This is a genomic window from Falsiroseomonas tokyonensis, from assembly GCF_019024325.1.
Classification (GTDB): Bacteria; Pseudomonadota; Alphaproteobacteria; order Acetobacterales; family Acetobacteraceae; genus Falsiroseomonas; species Falsiroseomonas tokyonensis.
Genome location: NZ_JAFNJS010000002.1, coordinates 794,787 through 811,365, shown reverse-complemented (window position 1 = coordinate 811,365; position 16,579 = coordinate 794,787). Strand labels below are relative to the sequence as shown.

Below are 16,579 nucleotides of genomic sequence, written 5' to 3'. Positions count from 1 at the left end.
CCGGAGTCGCCTGATGCTGCGCCGTCGCCACCTGCCCGCCATCGCCGCAGGCCTGCTCGCCGCCCCTGCCCTCGCCCAGGCGCCCTGGCCCGCCCGGCCCATTCGCCTGGTGGTCCCCTACCCACCCGGCGGCGCCAGCGACATTGCCGGGCGGCTGCAGGCGCAGGCGCTGGCCGAGGGGCTGGGCGTGCAGGTGGTGGTGGACAACCGCGCCGGCGCCGGCGGCACCATCGGCACGGCGCATGTCGCCCAATCCGCGCCCGATGGCTACACGGTGATGATGGCCAGCCCCTCCTCCCACCTCGGCGCGCCGCTGCTGTTCAAGACGCCGGGCTATGAGGGGGTGGAGGACTTCACCTGCATCGCCACCTTCGCCACCGGCACCGCCATGGTCTGCGTCAACAACGCATTGCCGGTGACCAATATCCAGGAGCTGGTGGCCCATGCGAAGGCCAATCCGGGCAAGCTGAACTACGGCTCCGCCGGTGCCGGCGGCGCCAACCACATGCTGGGCGTGCTGTTCATGCAGCGCACCGGGACGGAGCTGACCCATGTGCCCTATCGTGGCGCCGCGCCGGCGCTGGCGGATCTGATTGCGGGCAATATCCAGGTGGTCTTCGACAGCTATTCCGGCGTCATCGGCGCGGTGCGGGCCGGCCAGATCCGCGCGCTGGCGGTGACCAATCCCACGCGCTGGCCGCTGGCCCCGGAATTCCCCACCGTGCAGGAACAGGGCGTGCCGAACTACGACCTGCCGAGCTTCTCGGCCGTGATGGGCCCGAAGGGAATTCCGGAGCCGATCGTCGCGCGCATGAATGCCGCCATCAATGAGGGGCTGAAGAAGCCGCAGATGATCGAGCGCCTAGCCGCCAACGGCAATGCGCCCTATCCCTCGACGCCCGAGGCATTCCTGGCGCTGATGCGGACCCAGCGCGCCCTGTGGCAGGAACTGGTGCGCTCCACCGGGCTGCAGCCCGAATAGCCGCCTGCATCCGGATGGGGGGCTGCGCCGTAGTGCTTGGTGTAGCCCCTCATGGAGATGCCGGATGCGACGCGCCTTCACCCTTGTCGCGGCCCTGCTTGGCGGCAGCCTGCTGGCCCCCGGCCCCTTGCAGGCCGAGGATCCGGCAAGCTGGCCGCCCCTGCTGCCCCGCTTCGAAAGCACCGGCGGCGGGGGCTGGATGATCGATGGCTACGACCCCGTGGTGGTGGGGCCGGTCTGCCGCACGGACTTCGCCGCCATCTCGCCGGAAGGCCAGGTTTTCCGCAACGAGGTCGAGTTCGATGCGGTACCCGCACCGGGCGGGCTGATGTGCGAGAACGGCCGCTGGCGGGCGAAGGATGGCTCGGGGTCCGGCACCACGCCGCTGCGCGTGTTCATCCGCGCCGATGGGGCGCGGTTCCGATCTCCGTAGTGCCGCCGATCCAACCGGTGCGGACCGGGGCACCGATCCGCACCGGGCGCCGGCTCAGGCCTTTTTCGCCTGGGCCCGCAGCTGTTCGATGGTGGCGCGATTGGTCACCTGTTCCGGATTCATGCGGATCTCGATGATCGCCGCCTTGCCACTGGCCTTTGCGCGCTGGAAGGCGGGCACCAGTTCCGCCGTCTCCGAGACCACCTCGCCATGGCCGCCGAAGGCCTCGATGAAGCGGGAAAAGTCGGGATTGGTCAGCTTGGTGCCGGAGACGCGGCCGGGATAGGTGCGCTCCTGGTACATGCGGATGGTGCCGTACATGCCGTTGTTGAAGACCAGGATGATCGGCGCCGCGTTGTGGTGGAAGCAGGTCGCCATCTCCTGCCCGGTCATCAGCGCGCCGCCATCGCCCACGAAGCAGACCACGGTGCGGTCCGGATGGGTGATGGCCGCGCCGATGGCCGCGGGAATGCCATAGCCCATGGCGCCGTTGGTCGGGCCGAGGAAATCCTGGCCTTCCCGCACATGCATGAAGCGGTTCGGCCAGGTGGCGAAGTTGCCGGCATCCGAGGTGTAGATCGTGTCCGCCGGCAGGACCTTCTCCAGCTCCTGCAGCGCCACGGCCAGGTTCAGCGGGCCCTCATACTGCGGCGCCTTGGCCTGCGCCTCACGCTGTGCACGCACCGCCTTGCGCCAGTCGCCCCAGCGCGGCTGCGCGATGGGCGGCAGGGCCTTGGCGGCGGCGGCGAAGGCATTGACGTCGGCGGTGATGCCGAGCGCCACGCGATGCACCCGGCCGATCTCCGCCTGGTCCTGGTGGACCTGGATGATCGGCTGCTTTCCCGCGAAATCGAACAGCGTATAGCCCTGGCTCACCGGCTCCCCGAGCCGGGTGCCGAAGGCGAGGATCAGGTCCGCCTCGCGCGCCTTGGCCACCAGCCCGGCATCGGCGCCAACGCCGAGATCGCCCGCATAATGGGCGGAGGTGCCGTCGAACAGGCCCATGCGGCGGAAGGAGACGGCGGTGGGGATGTCGTTGCCCACCAGGAAGTCGCGGATCGCGGCCTTGCCCTCCGGCGTCCAGCCGCTGCCGCCGAGGATCGCCAACGGGCGCGCGGCGCGGCTCAGCATCTCCATCATCCGGTCCAGCGCCGCCGGCGCCGGATAGGCCGGCATGACAGCGCCCGGGCCGATATCCGGCACGCTGGCCAGGTCCTTCTGCATTTCCTCCGACAGCGCCACCACCACGGGCCCCGGGCGGCCGCTGGTCGCGACATCGAAGGCATGGGCGATGAGTTCGGGAATCCGCGCCGCCTCGTCGATCTGCGTGACCCACTTGGCGATCGGGCCGAAGAAGCGGCGGTAGTCGACCTCCTGGAAGGTCTCCCGGTCGGTCTCGTTCATCGGGATCTGGCCGACCAGCAGCACCAGCGGGGTGCTGTCCTGGAAGGCGACGTGGACGCCGATGGCGGCGTGGCAGGCGCCGGGGCCGCGGGTGACCACGGCGACGCCCGCCTTGCCGGTCAGCTTGCCATGGGCTTCCGCCATATGGACCGCGCCGGCCTCGAAGCGGCAGGTCACCAGCTCGATGCGGTTGCGCTGGTTGTAGAGGCCATCCAGCAGGTCGAGGTAGCTTTCGCCCGGCACGGCGAAGACATGGGTCGCGCCATTGGCGACCAGCGCATCCGCCAGAAGCTGGCCACCCGTCCGGGCCTCGATGCCCTTGGAAGTCTGTACTGCCGCATGCGCCACGCCGAACTCTCCCGAAGATTGCTTCGGGGGGATTTAGCCCGGCTCGGCGCCCGCGCCTACCTCGCTGGCCCGGCGCGGGCTCGCGCCCACTACTCAGCCGGCGCGGGCCGGCGCCCCCTACTCGGCCGGCGCGGGGTGGTGCACGGGCTGCTGCCGCTCCAGCTCCGACAGCTTCTGGGCGATGGCGCCGATCGGCTTGGTGAAGGGCGCCAGCAGCAGGTACAGCGCTGGCACGGCATAGAGCGTCAGGATGGTGGAGAAGGTGACGCCGCCGACGATCACCACGCCCAGCGCCTCCCGGCTCTCCGCCCCCGCCCCCGTCGCCATGGCCAGCGGCAGGGCGCCGAAGGCGGTGGCGATGGAGGTCATCAGGATCGGCCGCAGCCTGGCGACGGAGGCCTCCATCACCGCGTCATGCACGGAGAGGCCGCGGTCGCGCAGCTGGTTGGCGAATTCCACCACCAGGATGCCGTTCTTCGCCATCAGCCCGATCAGCAGCACCAGGCCGATCTGGCTGAAGATGTTCAGCGTCAGCCCCATGACATGCAGCGCCAGGAGACCGCCGGTGACGGCAAGCGGCGTCGACATCAGGATGATGAAGGGGTGGATGAAGCTTTCGAACTGCGCCGCCAGCACCAGGAAGACCACCAGCAGCGCAAGCGCGAAGGTGACATAGAGCGCGCCGGAGCTTTCCTTGAACTCCAGGCTCTGGCCGCGATAGCTGATCCGCGCCTCCGGCGGCAGCACGTCCCGCGCCACGCCTTCCATGAAGCCCAGCGCCTCGCCCAGCGTATAGCCGGGGGCGAGCGAGGCGCTGATGGTGATGGCGCGCACCCGATCCTCCCGCGACAGGCTCTGCGGCCGGGCGCGCTCGGTCAGCGTCACCACATTGGACAGAGGCACAAGCCCGCCCTGGGAGGAGCCGGAACCCGCGATCAGGCCCAGCTGCCCGCCATTGCTCGTGCGAACGAAGATGTTCTGCAGGTCATAGGGGCTGGCGCGGTCTTCCTCCCGCGCCTGCAGCAGGATCTTGTACTCCTGCCCGGCCTCGACATAGGTGCCGACCTCGCGCGAGCCCAGCATGGTCTCGATGGTGCGGCCGATGGACTGGATGGAAACACCGAGCTCCGCCGCCTTGCGGCGGTCGATTTCGACGCGGATCTCCGGCTTGGTCTCACGGAAATTGCTGTCGAGGTTCAGCAGGCGCGGATTCTGCCGGGCGCGTTCCAGGAAGGAGTCGCGCCATTGCACCAGCACGTTGTAGTCCGGCCCGCCGATGACGAATTGCACCGGCGGCTGGAAGCCGCGCTGGCCGAGCGAGGGCGGGTTCAGCGCGAAGGCGCGCACCCCGGGAATGGCCAGCAGCCCCGGCATCATCTCCGCCGCGATCACCTGCTGCTTGCGGTCGCGCTGGTCCCAGGGGGCCAGGCGCATGAAGATATTGGCCAGGTTCGCCTGCGCCGGGCGCTGGAAGCCGCCGACGGTGGCGAAAAGCGAGGAAATCTCGCCACTCTCCGCATAGGGCCGCAATACCCGCTCCACCCGCTCCACATGCTCATTGGTATAGGTGAAGGAGGCGCCTTCGGGCCCCGTGGTGGGGATGATGATGACGCCGCGATCCTCGGTGGGCGCGAATTCCTTGGGCAGGACGAAGAACAGCAGCGCGGCCAGGCCGGTCAGCGCCGCCACCGCGCCCATGGTCAGCACCGGCGCGGCCAAGGCGCGGCGCAGCGTGGTGCGCAGCACCCAGTTCATGCCGAGGAAGAAGGGCTCGGTCCAGCGCACCAGCCGGCTCTCGCCCTCATGCGCGCGCAGCAGCTTGGAACACATCATCGGCGTCAGCGTCAGCGCGATGAGGCCCGAGAACAGCACGGAGGCCGCCAGCGCGAAGCCGAATTCGGTGAACAGCCGCCCGGTATTGCCGCCCATGAAGGACAGCGGCACGAAGACCGCGATCAGCACCAGCGTGGTGGCAATCACCGCGAAGGCGATCTCCCGCGCCCCGCGGATGGAGGCGAGCAGCGGCGCCTCCCCCTCCTCGATCCGGCGGTGGATGTTCTCCAGCACCACGATGGCATCGTCCACCACCAGGCCGATGGCCAGCACCAGCCCCAGCAGCGTCAGCACGTTCAGCGAGAAGCCGAGGGCCGACAGCGCGATGAAGGAGGCGATGATGGAGACCGGGATGGCGACCGCCGGGATGATGGTGGCGCGCCAGGACCGCAGGAAGAAGAAGATCACGACGACCACGAGGATCAGCGCGATCATCAGCGCGTGCTCCACCTCGTAGATCGACTGGGCGATGAAGGTGCTCTCGTCGTAGCCGATCACCACCTCGACGCCATCCGGCACGCTGCCGCGGATGCGCTCCACCTCCGCCTTCACGCCATCTGCGACGGAGAGCGTATTGGCGGTGGACTGCCGCAGGATGCCGAGGCCGATGCCGAACTTGCCGTTGATGCGATAGCCGCCGCGCGTATCCTCCGGCGCCACCTCCACCCGCGCCACGTCGCCCAGCAGCACCTGGCCGCCGCCGTTGCGCGCCAGCACCACCTGGCGGAACTGTGCCGGGTCGCTGATGCGGGTATCGGTCCGCACCGTCAGCTCCCGCGCATTGCCCTCGATGCGGCCGCCCGGCAGCTCGATATTCTCGCGGCGGATCGCATCCTCCACGTCCTGCACGGTCAGGCCGCGCGCGGCCAGCGCCTGGCGGTCCAGCCAGATGCGCATGGACGGCTTGCGCTCGCCCAGCACCAGCACCTGCGCCACGCCTTCGACGATCGCCAGCTGGTCGGCGAAGCGGCGTCGGGCGATCTCGGTCAGCTCCATGCCGGACAGCTGGTCGGAGACCAGCGCCACCCAGAGGATGGGGCGCGCATCGCCATCCACCTTCTGCACCACCGGCGTATCCGCCGCATCCGGCAGCCGCGCCAGGGCGCGGGCGACGCGGTCGCGCACGTCATTCGCCGCGGCATCGACGTTGCGGGAGAGCTGGAACTCGATGGTGACCTGGCTGCGCTCGTCGCGGGACAGCGAGGTCATCACCTTGATGCCCTCGATCCCCGCCACCGCGGCCTCGATGATCTCGGTGATCTGGGTATCGATCACGCCGGCGGAGGCGCCGAGATAGGTGGTTGTGATGGAGACCACGGGCGGGTCGATCGCCGGGTATTCGCGCACCGGCAGCTTCATCAGGGAGGCCAGGCCCAGCACGATGAGCATCAGGCTGATCACGGTCGCGAAGACCGGTCGCTTGATCGAGATGTCCGAGAGCACCATCGCGAGGCTTCCCTGGGCAGGAGCGTGAAGTCTCAGGGGCCCGCCGCGCCCTGGGGCGCGCGGGCTCCCCGGTCAGGAGGTCGGGCGGGTCATGGTCTCGGTCACGCGCACCGGGGCGTCGTTGCGCAGGCGCTGGATGCCGCGCACCACCACCACGTCGCCGGCCTCGACGCCGGACAGCACCTCGACCTCGCCGCGCAGGCGCTGGCCGAGCCGGACCTCCAGGCGGCGGGCGCGATTGTCGCGGATGGCATAGACGAAGCTGCGGTCGCCCAGCGGGTCGATCGCCTCCTCCGGGATCAGCAGGGCATTGGCGCGGGTGGCCAGCACCAGCTCCACTGTCATGAACAGGCCGGGCTTCAGCGCCTCATCCGCATTGTCGAATTCGCTGATGACGCGGACGGTGCGGGTATTGGCATCGATGCGCGTGTCGATCACCGCGACGGTGCCGGTGAAGCGGCGGTCGCCGAAGGCGCTGCTGCGGGCGGTGACCTGGCTGCCGACCTGGACGCGGGCCAGGAAGACCTCCGGCACCGAGAATTCCACCCGCACCCGGGCGATATCGTCCAGCGTGGTCACCACCGTGCCCGGCTGCACCAGCGCGCCGAGGCTGACCTGGCGCAGGCCGACGCGGCCGGGGAAAGGGGCGGCGATGCGCAATTCCTCGAGCCGCGCGGCGGTGGCGCGGACGCGGCCCTCCGCCTGGCGGGCCTGGGCCTCCAGTGTCTCCAGCCGCTGGGCGGCGATGGACTGGCCGGGCTGCAGCTGCCGGGCGCGCTGCACCTGGCTGCGAGCATCGTCGTATTGCGCCCGGGCCTGGTCCAGCTCGGCCCGCAGGGCGGAGGCCTCCATATCCACGAGCATGTCGCCGGCGGCGACCTTCTGGCCTTCTTCGAAGCGGATATTGGTGATGATGCCGGTGACCTTGGCGGTGACGGCCACCGCATTGCGCGCCCGCACCGTGCCGACCGATTCCGTGCGGTCCACCACGGCGCCGGTGCGCACCGGGGCGACCGCCACGCCGATCGGCCCGCCCGGCCCGCCGCGCTGCTGCGCCGTCGGCGCCGCCGCTTCCAGCCCCACCAGCGCCAGGGGCCGCGGCAGGCCGAACCGCTCGCCGTAGACATGCCAGGCCGCGCCGACCCCGACGATCAGGGCCATCACGGCAAGCTGGGAGGATGTGCGCATGCGACCCCAGTTCTGACAGCAATGGTTCGAACCGGCCGACCTGCCGGCGAGGGACTGTTTTGACCGTGCTCACCGGCTGCAAGATCGAGGCAAATCGTTGTCGATCAGCTACGATAGCCCGTACCGGGCAAATGACCCACGATCCGGGATTTTGCAAGCCAGCCTTGATGACGACTTGTGTGCCGCCATGCAAGTGGCATGCCTCCCCCCCACCCTTTCGGACGCGCCCCTTCCCGCCGCGCCCCGGCCGCGCCAATCTGCCGCACCTTGGAGCCAGGAGAGCAGCCGATGCGAGCCATCTTCGTCATGGTCAAATGCGAGATGGGCCAGGCCTACCGCGTGGCGCGGGAAATGGCGGATGGCATCCCCGAATTGTCGGAGATGCATTCCACCAGCGGCCAGTATGACCTTCTGGGCAAGTTCTACCTGGAGCCCGACCAGGATATCGGGCTTTTCGTGGTGGAACGGGTGCAGACGGTGGCCGGGGTGAAGGACACCTATACCCTGCAGACCTTCAACGCCTTCTCCGGCGGGCGGGCGTAAAGCCCGCCTCCGGCGGTGGGGCCAGGCCCCCTCAGTTCATCCGCTGGATGCGCCTATGCTGCAGCGCATCAGCCCAGCGCGCGTCGTCATTGACCAGGAATTGTGCAAAATCCGCCGGCGGCCGCAGATCGGCCTCCAGCCCCAGGGTCTGGAAGCGCTGCACCAGGCCGGGGTCGCGATAGGCATGGGCGACGGCCGCATGAATGCTCTCCGCCAGCGGCCGCGGCAGGGATTTCGGCCCGAACATCCCGACCCAGCTGGAGATGTCATAGCCCGCGACGCCGCCTTCCTGCGCCGTCGGAACATCCGGCAGCAGCGGCGTGCGCCGGGCGGTGGAGACACACAGCACCCGCACCTTGCCGGTGCCCAGATGCGGCATGGCGCTGGCCGTGCTGGTCCAGCCGCAGGGCAGGTGGCCGGCGACGATGTCGTTCATCATCAGCCCGCCGCCACGATAGGGCACATCCTCCATCTGCACCCCCGCCAGGCGGGCGAATTCGGTGCCGGCGAAGCGGGTCACCGCCTCCGTCTGACCGAAGCCGATGGCATTGGGCCGGGCGCGCGCCGCGGCCAGCAGGCCGGCCAGGTCCGAGAAGGGCTGCGCGGTGCCGGAAACCATGACCAGGGTCTGGATGGTCATCTTCGCGATCGGCTGGAAATCGGCCAGCGGGTCGTAGGGCAGCGTGCCCATGACATACTTGTTCAGCGTATGGGTGGAGGTGACCATGCCGATGGTGGTGCCGTCGCCCTCGGCCTTGGACAGCGCGTCGCTGCCGATGGCGCCATTGGCGCCGGGCCGATTCTCCACCACCACCGGCTGGCCGATGACCGGCCGCAGCGTCTCCGCCACCGCGCGGGCCAGGATGTCCGTGCCGCCGCCGGGGGGATAGGGCAGGATGATGCGGACGGGGCGGCCGGGGTTCCAGGCGGTCTGGGCGCGGGCCGAGGCCGGCAGGGCCAGCAAGGCCGGGGCAGCCAGCAGGAAGCGGCGGGTGGTCTGGGTCATCGGGCGTCTCCGGTCGGGCGCCACTTTGCGGAAGGCCGGGCGCCCTTGGCGGCCAGCTTAACCAGACTTGGCGCGGGGCCAAGGCCGCGCCGGCGGATGAAATGCCTGCCATGTGGCCGCCATCTTCCGCACGCCTTCGCCTTGGCCCTGCCCTGCCCCGGCCGCAGCGCCCCTCCATATAGCGAGCCTCGGAGGATCAGATCATGCGCGTGCTTTCCGGCCTCGCCCTCGCTTCCACCCTGCTGCTCGGCGCCTGCCAGAATCCCGATGGCACTCTTAACGTGCCGGCCTCGCTTGCGCTGGGCGCCGGCGCCGCGCTCGGCGTGGCAGCGCTGGCCTCGGCCAATGACAACAGCCATCGCCACCGCGGCTATGACCGCCGCTCCTATGGCTATTCCCGGCCCTATTACGGCCGGGGCTATGCCTATGACCGGGGCTACGACCGGGGCTATCGCCGCTGGTAGTCCGCGCCGGGGCGCGTCTTCAGCCCCAGGTGCGGAAATGCGGCATGCCGGAGATCGGCGGCGCGGCCTTCAGCGCCGCGATATCCGGCACCGGCCGCACCAGCCCGGCATCGCCGGCCACCGCCGCCTCGATCGCGGCGGCCACCGCCATCACCTTGGCGTCGCCGCCGCGGGGGCCCACGATCTGCAGGCCGAAGGGCATGCCGGCCTCGTCCACGCCCAGCGGCAGGCTGATGGCGGGGTGGCCCACCAAGGTCACCGCATAGGCCAGGGCCAGCCAGTGGAAATAGGTGCGGGTCGGCTGGCCGTCGATCTCGGCCGGATACAGCTCCGTCCAGGGGCGCGGGCTGATGGTGATGGCCGGGCTGATGATGACGTCGTGGTCCTGGAAGAACTGCTGCCAGACCCGGTAGATGCGGGTCTGCTCGCTGGCGGCGCGGGCATAGTCCGCCAGGCTGTAGCGCAGCCCCTCCTCGACATTGGCGATGACGTTCGGGCCGACATCCTGCGGCCGGGTGCGCACCTTCTCCGCATGGCTGGCGATGAAGCTGGCGGCGCGCAGCACCTCGAAGGCCTCGTCGGTGCCGCGGCAGTCGGGGGTGGCTTCCTCCACCCGGCCAAACAGCGGGGACAGCGCGGCGACGCGGCTGGCGAAGACGCGGCGGATATGCTGTTCGGTCGGCGCGAAGCCGAAATCGGGCGTGGCGGCCACGCGCAGGCTGCCGAGATCCACCGCCATGGGCGGGAACAGGTCGCGGTCGCCGCCGCGCACCCGGCGGCCGGGCAGCGTATAGGCCAGCGGGTCCACCGCATCGTCATCCGCCATGGCGGAGAGCAGCAGCGCCGCATCGGTGGCCGTGCGCGCCATCGGGCCCAGCACCGGCAGCGCCGACCAGCCATGGCCGCGCCGCTCCGCCGGAACCAGGCCCGGCGAGGGCCGGTAGCCGACGATGCCGTTGAAGGCGGCCGGATTGCGGAGCGAGCCGCCCGTATCGCTGCCCGAGCAGATCGGGAACATGCCGCAGGCCAGCGCCACGGCGGAACCGCCGGAGGAGCCGGCGGCGGAGCGCGTCGGGTCGAAGGCATTGCCCGTGGCGCCATAGACGATGTTGCGGGTATTCGCCCCCGCGCCGAATTCCGGCGTATTGGTCTTGGCCGTGACGATGGCGCCGGCGGCGCGGATATTCGTCACCATCGCCTCATCCTTGGTCGGGATGTGGTCGGCGAAGATCGGGCTGCCCCAGGTGGTGCGGAGGCCCTTGACCTCCTCCAGGTCCTTGATGCCGATCGGCAGGCCATGCAGCGGGCCCAGCTTCTGGCCGGACATCACCGCCGCTTCGGCGTCCTTCGCGGCGGCGCGGGCGCGGTCCTCATCGAGGGCGACCACGGCATTCACCGCATGGTTCACCGCGGCGATGCGGCCGAGGCAGCTCTCCAGCAGCTCCACCGGCGAAAGCTTGCGGCTGCCGATGAGACGGCGGGCCTCGACGGCGGTGAAGTCGCAGGGTTCGGTCACGCGGCCAGTTCCTTTTCATACAGCGCCAGCATGGCGGCGCCGAAACAGGCGAAGAGGACACGCAGATCGCCCCGCTCCGCAAGATCGTCCCGGACGGTCTGCACCGCGAGGGTGGTGGCGAGATCGGCCGGGAAGCCATAGATGCCGGTCGAGATGGCCGGGAAGGCGATGGAGCGGCCGCCCACCTCCCGCAGCCGGTCTAGGCTGGCGCGATAGGCGCCGGCGAGTAGCGCGGCCTCCCCCTGCCCGCCGCCGCGCCAGACCGGCCCAACGGCATGGATCACGTGGCGCGCCTTCAGCCGGAAGCCGGGGGTGAGGCGCGCCTGACCGGTGGGGCAGCCGCCGAGGGCGCGGCAGGCGGCCAGCAGCTCCGGCCCCGCCGCGCGATGCACCGCGCCATCCACCCCGCCACCGCCGCGCAGGCCCTCATTCGCCGCCGTCACCACCGCATCGACGCCGAGGGTGGTGATGTCCGCTTCGAGGGCCTGCATCGGCATCAATATCCCATCGCGCAGCCGTCCTTGCGCGGGTCGGAGCCGCCGACCAGGCAACCCTTGGCGCGATCGATCAGGATGGCTTGGCCGCCACCATGCGGCTTGTCGATCAGCGCCACCTCATGGCCCAGGCGGTTCAGCCGGTCGATCACGCTGGCCGGGATGCCGCGCTCCACCTGCACCTTGCCGCCGGTGGGGAACAGCCGGGGCGCGTCCAGGCTTTCCTGCACGTCCAGGCCGTATTCGAAGTGGTTGGCCAGGAACAGGGTCTGGCCCATCGGCTGGTAGTGCCCGCCCATGACGCCATAGGGCATGATCGCCTCGCCGTTCTTCATCACCATGCCCGGGATGATGGTGTGCATCGGACGCTTGTCGGGCGCGATGCAGTTCGGATGGCCTTCCTGCAGCCGGAAGCCGAAGCCGCGGTTCTGAAGCATGACGCCGGCCTTCTCGGCATAGATGCCGGAGCCGAACCCCTCGAACAGCGAATTGATGAAGGAGCAGGCATTGCCGTCGCGGTCGACGACCGAGAGGTAAACCGTGTCCTTGTGCTTCTGCCAGTCGGCATGGCCGGCCTCCGGCATCTCCGCCATCGCCTTGTCGTCGCCGATCAGCTTGGCGAGGTCGGTGATGTAGTTTTCCGACAGCAGCTTGGCCAAAGGCACCTCGACCTGGGACGGGTCGGCCAGGAAGGCGTCGCGGTCACGGTAGGCGAGGCGCGCGGCCTCGATATGGCGGTGGAAGCGCTCGGGGCTCAGGAAGCCCTGTTCGGCGGTGCCCAGCTTCTCGATCATGCCGAGGATCATCAGCACCAGCAGGCCGGAGCCGTTCGGCGGGCACTGGAAGATCTCCATGCCTCGCCAGGCCCGGCTGATCGGGTCGACGAATTCGGCGACGCGGGCGCCGCGGGCGAAATCGGCCTCGGTATGCGTGCCGCCGGCGGCGCGCAGCGTGGCGACCATGTCGGCCGCGATGGCGCCCTCATAGAAGGCCTTCGCGCCATGCTTACCGATGGCGCGCATGGTGGCGCCGAGCGCCGGGTTGGTGAACTTGTCGCCCAGCGCATAGGCCGCGCCGTTCTTCAGGAAGTGCTTCGCCGCGCCGGGATGCTTCGCCAGCTTGCCCGCCGAGCTTTCCCAGTCCGAGGCGACCCGGCCCGACAGGAAGAAGCCTTCCTCGGCGTAGCGGATGGCCGGGGCCAGGATCTCCTCCAGGCTCTTGCGGCCATGCGCCTTGTTCAGCGTCTCCCAGGCCGAGATGGCGCCGGGGACGGTCACCGAATGGGCGGAGGTCGGCACCATGGCGGTCAGCCCGGCTGCCCGCAGCGCCTCCGGCGTCGCCCCCATCGGGGCACGGCCGGAGCCGTTCAGAGCAATGACCTTGCCCGACCCGGCCGGGACATAGAGGCAGAAGCAGTCGCCGCCGATGCCGGTGGACTGCGGCTCCACCACGCCCAGCACGGCGCAGGCGGCAATCGCCGCATCCAGCGCATTGCCGCCGGACCGCAGGATATCCAGCGCCGCCAGGGTCGCCTGCGGCATGGAGGTCGCGGCCATGCCATTGGCGGCATAGACGGCGCTGCGGCCGGGGGCGTGGAAGTCGCGCTTCATGCTCGGGGCACCTTGCAAATTGTTGACAGTGTTTTGCCGCCGGAGCGGCTGCTCGGCAAGACAGTGGCGGCAAGACAGTGGCGGCAAGACGGGCCTATTGCGTGAGGAAGCCGCCATCGATCACCAGGCTGGTGCCTGTGACCATGGCGCTGGCCGGGCTGGCCAGGAAGACGATGGCGCCCATGATGTCCTCCACCGTCATGATCCGCCCAAGCGGCATGCGGCGGATCTGGCTGGTGCGGATCTTCTCGTCGGCCAGGAAGGCCTGGGTCAGCGGCGTCTCGACAAAGCCGGGGGCGACCGCATTCACCCGGATGCCCTTGGGGCCAAGCTCGAAGGCCATGGCCTTGGTCAGCCCCTCGATCGCGTGCTTGGTGGCCGTGTAGACGGTGCGGTTGGCGCCGGCGACGTGCCCATTGACCGAGGAGAGGTTGATGATGGCCCCGCCCCTGCCCTTCGCGACCATGCCCTGCGCCACCGCCTGCGCCACGGTGAACATGGCGCGGATATTCAGGTCCAGCAGCCGGTCCACGGAGCTGTCCGGCACCTCCAGGAAGGGCTCGCGGATGTTGGTGCCGGCATTGTTCAGCAGGATGTCGAAGGGCCCGGCCGAATCGACCAGGGCGCGCACCGCGGCGCGGTCCGTCACGTCCAGCGGCAGGGCGCGGGCGGCATGGCCGGCGGCGCGCAGCGCGGCGGCGGTCTCCTCCAGCTCATCGAGGCTGCGGGCGGCCAGCACCACCTCCGCCCCCGCCGCGGCCAGCGCCACGGCGCCGGCGCGGCCTATGCCCTTGCTGGCGCCGGTGACCAGGGCGCGCAGCCCGTCCAGGCGGAAGGTCGGTGTCACGGGCAGCATGCCTTGGCCTCCTTGAGGGTCGGTCCAAGCCCCATGCGCCGGGCCCGGCCATCCTGCAACCCTGCCACCTGCCTTCCCCCGCGGCGCGGCACAGGCTACGGATAGGCATGGAACCCATCTCCTTCGCCGATTTCGAGAAGGTTGATATCCGCGTCGGGACCATCATCGACGCGCAACCCTTCCCCGAGGCCCGCAAGCCGGCCATCCAGCTCTGGGTGGAATTCGGCGGCGAGCTGGGGGTGAAGAAATCCTCCGCCCAGCTCACCGTCCACTACACGCCGGACCGGCTGATCGGCCGGCAGGTGATGGCGGTGGTGAATTTCCCGCCGCGCCGCATCGCCGGGTTCGACAGCGAGATCCTGGTGCTCGGCGTGCCGGACGAGAATGGCGCGGTGGTGCTGCTGAAGCCGGACCTGAAGGTGCCGGACGGCGGCAAGATGTTCTGACGCCCGAACCCTGACCAACCTCTGCCTGCAGGATACGAGACGATGGCGCCGCGCTATTACACGGTGACCTGGGACCAGCTGCACCGCGACGCCAAGGCCCTGGCCTGGCGCCTGGTGGAACGTGGCCCCTGGAAGGGCATGGTGGCGATCACCCGCGGCGGGCTGATCCCGGCCGCGATCATCGCCCGGGAGCTGGATTGCCGGCTGATCGAGACCGTCTCCGTCGTGACCTATGACGAGGAACACCGCGGCGAGCCGCAGGTGGTGAAGCCCCCCGCCGCCGCGCTGGAAAGCCAGGGCGAGGGCTGGCTGCTGATCGACGACCTGGTCGATACCGGCACCACCGCCCGCCTGGTGCGGTCCATGCTGCCCAAGGCCCACTTCGCCACCGTCTATGCGAAGCCCGCCGGCAATCCGACGGTCGATACCTTCATCACCGAGGTGAGCCAGGATACCTGGATCCTGTTCCCCTGGGACACGGAGCCGCAGTTCATCGCGCCCATCGCCAAGGCGCATGCGGGGAAGTAGGGCGATGGCGCTGGCGGAGGTGTCGCACGACCGGCGCGTCCCCCTCACCCCACCCTCTCCCCCATAAGCGGGGGAGAGGGCTTTCGCGCTCAAAAGGACGGTATCTCCTCCTTCGCCGCCAGGACCTTGTCCACGCGCCTTCCGTCCATGTCGACGATCTCGAACCGCCAGCCGGCCCAGGAAATCCGGTCGCCCTCCTTCGGGATGCGCTGCAGCAGCGCCAGCATCAGCCCGGCGACCGTGTGATAGGTGCCCTCCTGCGGCAGGTCCGGCAGGTCGAGGCGGGACTTCAGCTCGTCGGAGGGCATCATCCCCTCCAGCAGCAGGCTGCCATCGTGGCGCACCACGGCCGGATGGTTGGTGTCGTTCTCCGGCGCGCCCAGCTCGCCCACGATCGCCTCCAGCAGGTCGGAGGCGGTGACCACCCCCTCGAAGCTGCCGTATTCGTCCATCACCAGCGCCATGCCGATCGGATCGCCGCGCAGCCGTTCCAGCGCATCGAGCGCGGAGAGCGTATCCGGCAGCACGCGGGCCTGGCGCAGCGCGCGCGCCACGGACATGGGCGCGCCTTCCAGCAGCTGGTCCAGCAGGTCCTTCGCCGCCACCACGCCGACCACATTGTCCACCCGCCCGTCCGAGACGATGAAGCGGGTGACGGAGGAGGCGCGCAGCCGGGCCGCCACATCCTCGGGCGGCGCCGTGCGGTCCAGCCATTCCAACTCCGTCCGCGGCGTCATCAGCGCGCGCACCGGCTTGTCCGCCAGGCGCAGCACGCGCTCGATCATCTGCCGCTCCTCGCGCTCGATGGCGCCCGAGGTCGCGCCTTCCGCAACCACGGCCTTCACCTCCTCCTCGGTCACCTGGTTCTGCGAGACGTCGTGCTTGCCGAACAGGCGCAGCACCAAGGCGGAGGAGGAGGACAGCACCCAGATGATGGGCGAGGTGACCCGCGCCAGCGCGGCCAGGGGGCGGGAGACGAGGACGGCGACGCGTTCCGGATTGCGCAGCGCCAGCTGCTTCGGCACCAGCTCGCCCAGGATCAGGCTGAGATAGGTGATCAGCATGACCACGAGCGCGAAGGCGATCTCCTGGCCCATGCTGCCGATCAGCGGGAAACGCGAGAGCCATTCGCCCAGGATCTGCGACAGGCGCGCGCCGCCGAAAGCGCCGGCCAGAACGCCCACCATGGTGATGCCGACCTGCACCGTGGGCAGGAAGCGCTGCGGGTCATCCGCCAGCGCCTGCGCCGCCGCCGCCCCCGGATGCCCGCGCCGCAGCATGGCGCTGAGCCGCGTGCGGCGGGAGGAGACGATGGCCAGCTCGCTCATGGCGAAGACGCCATTCAGCAGGACCAGCAGCAGGATCAGCAGGATTTCGAGGCCGATGGCCATGTCGCGCAGCTCCTTGGATCCGGTGCCCCGGGGTGTAGCGCCGGCGCCGCCCCGATGAAACCGCGAGCGGGCTCTTCCCTTGTGACGGGGC

15 protein-coding genes are annotated in these 16,579 nt (G+C 69.9%); 6 read left to right on the top strand and 9 right to left on the bottom strand.

Annotated elements, in window-relative coordinates:
• The first annotated feature begins 13 nt into the window (after positions 1-13).
• Positions 14-982 carry a Bug family tripartite tricarboxylate transporter substrate binding protein gene (locus tag J3S20_RS10025; RefSeq protein ID WP_216836286.1) on the top strand — a complete coding sequence of 323 codons (969 nt, stop codon included), beginning with the start codon at positions 14-16 and terminating at the stop codon, positions 980-982.
• Between the two features lie 64 nt (positions 983-1,046).
• Entirely contained in the window at positions 1,047-1,415 is a 369-nt protein-coding gene (locus tag J3S20_RS10020; protein ID WP_216836285.1) for a hypothetical protein, read from the top strand.
• 54 nt (positions 1,416-1,469) lie between these two features.
• Here the strand turns inward: J3S20_RS10020 and J3S20_RS10015 are convergent, their stop codons facing one another.
• The 3 genes from J3S20_RS10015 to J3S20_RS10005 all read right to left on the bottom strand — a co-directional run bounded on the left by J3S20_RS10015 (position 1,470) and on the right by J3S20_RS10005 (position 7,607).
• Complete coding sequence (locus J3S20_RS10015) at positions 1,470-3,167, bottom strand: thiamine pyrophosphate-dependent enzyme (protein WP_216836284.1); 1,698 nt, start codon at positions 3,165-3,167, stop codon at positions 1,470-1,472.
• 117 nt (positions 3,168-3,284) lie between these two features.
• Positions 3,285-6,446: an efflux RND transporter permease subunit gene (locus tag J3S20_RS10010; RefSeq protein WP_216836283.1), complete on the bottom strand. Its 3,162-nt coding sequence runs from the start codon at positions 6,444-6,446 to the stop codon at positions 3,285-3,287.
• Between the two features lie 72 nt (positions 6,447-6,518).
• Positions 6,519-7,607, bottom strand: a complete 1,089-nt coding sequence (locus J3S20_RS10005; protein WP_216836282.1) for an efflux RND transporter periplasmic adaptor subunit — start codon at positions 7,605-7,607, stop codon at positions 6,519-6,521.
• Between the two features lie 315 nt (positions 7,608-7,922).
• Between J3S20_RS10005 and J3S20_RS10000 the strand changes: the two genes are divergently transcribed.
• Positions 7,923-8,177, top strand: coding sequence for an Lrp/AsnC ligand binding domain-containing protein (locus tag J3S20_RS10000; protein WP_216836281.1), 255 nt, complete (start codon positions 7,923-7,925; stop codon positions 8,175-8,177).
• Positions 8,178-8,208: 31 nt separating this feature from the next.
• Here the strand turns inward: J3S20_RS10000 and J3S20_RS09995 are convergent, their stop codons facing one another.
• Complete coding sequence (locus J3S20_RS09995) at positions 8,209-9,183, bottom strand: Bug family tripartite tricarboxylate transporter substrate binding protein (RefSeq protein ID WP_216836280.1); 975 nt, start codon at positions 9,181-9,183, stop codon at positions 8,209-8,211.
• Between the two features lie 203 nt (positions 9,184-9,386).
• Between J3S20_RS09995 and J3S20_RS09990 the strand changes: the two genes are divergently transcribed.
• Entirely contained in the window at positions 9,387-9,647 is a 261-nt protein-coding gene (locus tag J3S20_RS09990) for a hypothetical protein (protein ID WP_216836279.1), read from the top strand.
• Positions 9,648-9,666: 19 nt separating this feature from the next.
• On the opposite strand, the gene J3S20_RS09985 is transcribed toward J3S20_RS09990, so the two are convergent.
• The 4 genes from J3S20_RS09985 to J3S20_RS09970 form a co-directional block, all read right to left on the bottom strand.
• Positions 9,667-11,163 carry an amidase gene (locus J3S20_RS09985; protein ID WP_216836278.1) on the bottom strand — a complete coding sequence of 499 codons (1,497 nt, stop codon included), beginning with the start codon at positions 11,161-11,163 and terminating at the stop codon, positions 9,667-9,669.
• Entirely contained in the window at positions 11,160-11,654 is a 495-nt protein-coding gene (locus tag J3S20_RS09980; RefSeq protein WP_216836277.1) for an O-acetyl-ADP-ribose deacetylase, read from the bottom strand. Before J3S20_RS09980 ends, J3S20_RS09985 begins: the two co-directional genes overlap by 4 nt.
• Positions 11,655-11,659: 5 nt before the next feature.
• A complete protein-coding gene (gene ggt / locus J3S20_RS09975; protein ID WP_246602529.1) occupies positions 11,660-13,267 on the bottom strand; it encodes a gamma-glutamyltransferase in 1,608 nt (535 codons plus the stop codon).
• Positions 13,268-13,361: 94 nt separating this feature from the next.
• Positions 13,362-14,123 (bottom strand): SDR family NAD(P)-dependent oxidoreductase, encoded by a 762-nt coding sequence (locus J3S20_RS09970; RefSeq protein WP_216836276.1) that lies wholly within the window; start codon positions 14,121-14,123, stop codon positions 13,362-13,364.
• Between the two features lie 107 nt (positions 14,124-14,230).
• Between J3S20_RS09970 and J3S20_RS09965 the strand changes: the two genes are divergently transcribed.
• Together J3S20_RS09965 and gpt are read left to right on the top strand one after the other, a co-directional pair.
• Positions 14,231-14,569, top strand: coding sequence for a tRNA-binding protein (locus J3S20_RS09965; protein ID WP_216836275.1), 339 nt, complete (start codon positions 14,231-14,233; stop codon positions 14,567-14,569).
• 42 nt (positions 14,570-14,611) lie between these two features.
• A complete protein-coding gene (gene gpt / locus J3S20_RS09960; RefSeq protein WP_216836274.1) occupies positions 14,612-15,097 on the top strand; it encodes a xanthine phosphoribosyltransferase in 486 nt (161 codons plus the stop codon).
• 89 nt (positions 15,098-15,186) lie between these two features.
• On the opposite strand, the gene J3S20_RS09955 is transcribed toward gpt, so the two are convergent.
• The gene (locus J3S20_RS09955; protein ID WP_216836273.1) at positions 15,187-16,488 is read right to left on the bottom strand and encodes a hemolysin family protein; all 1,302 of its coding nucleotides are present in this window, start codon (positions 16,486-16,488) and stop codon (positions 15,187-15,189) included.
• Between the last annotated feature and the right edge of the window lie 91 nt (positions 16,489-16,579).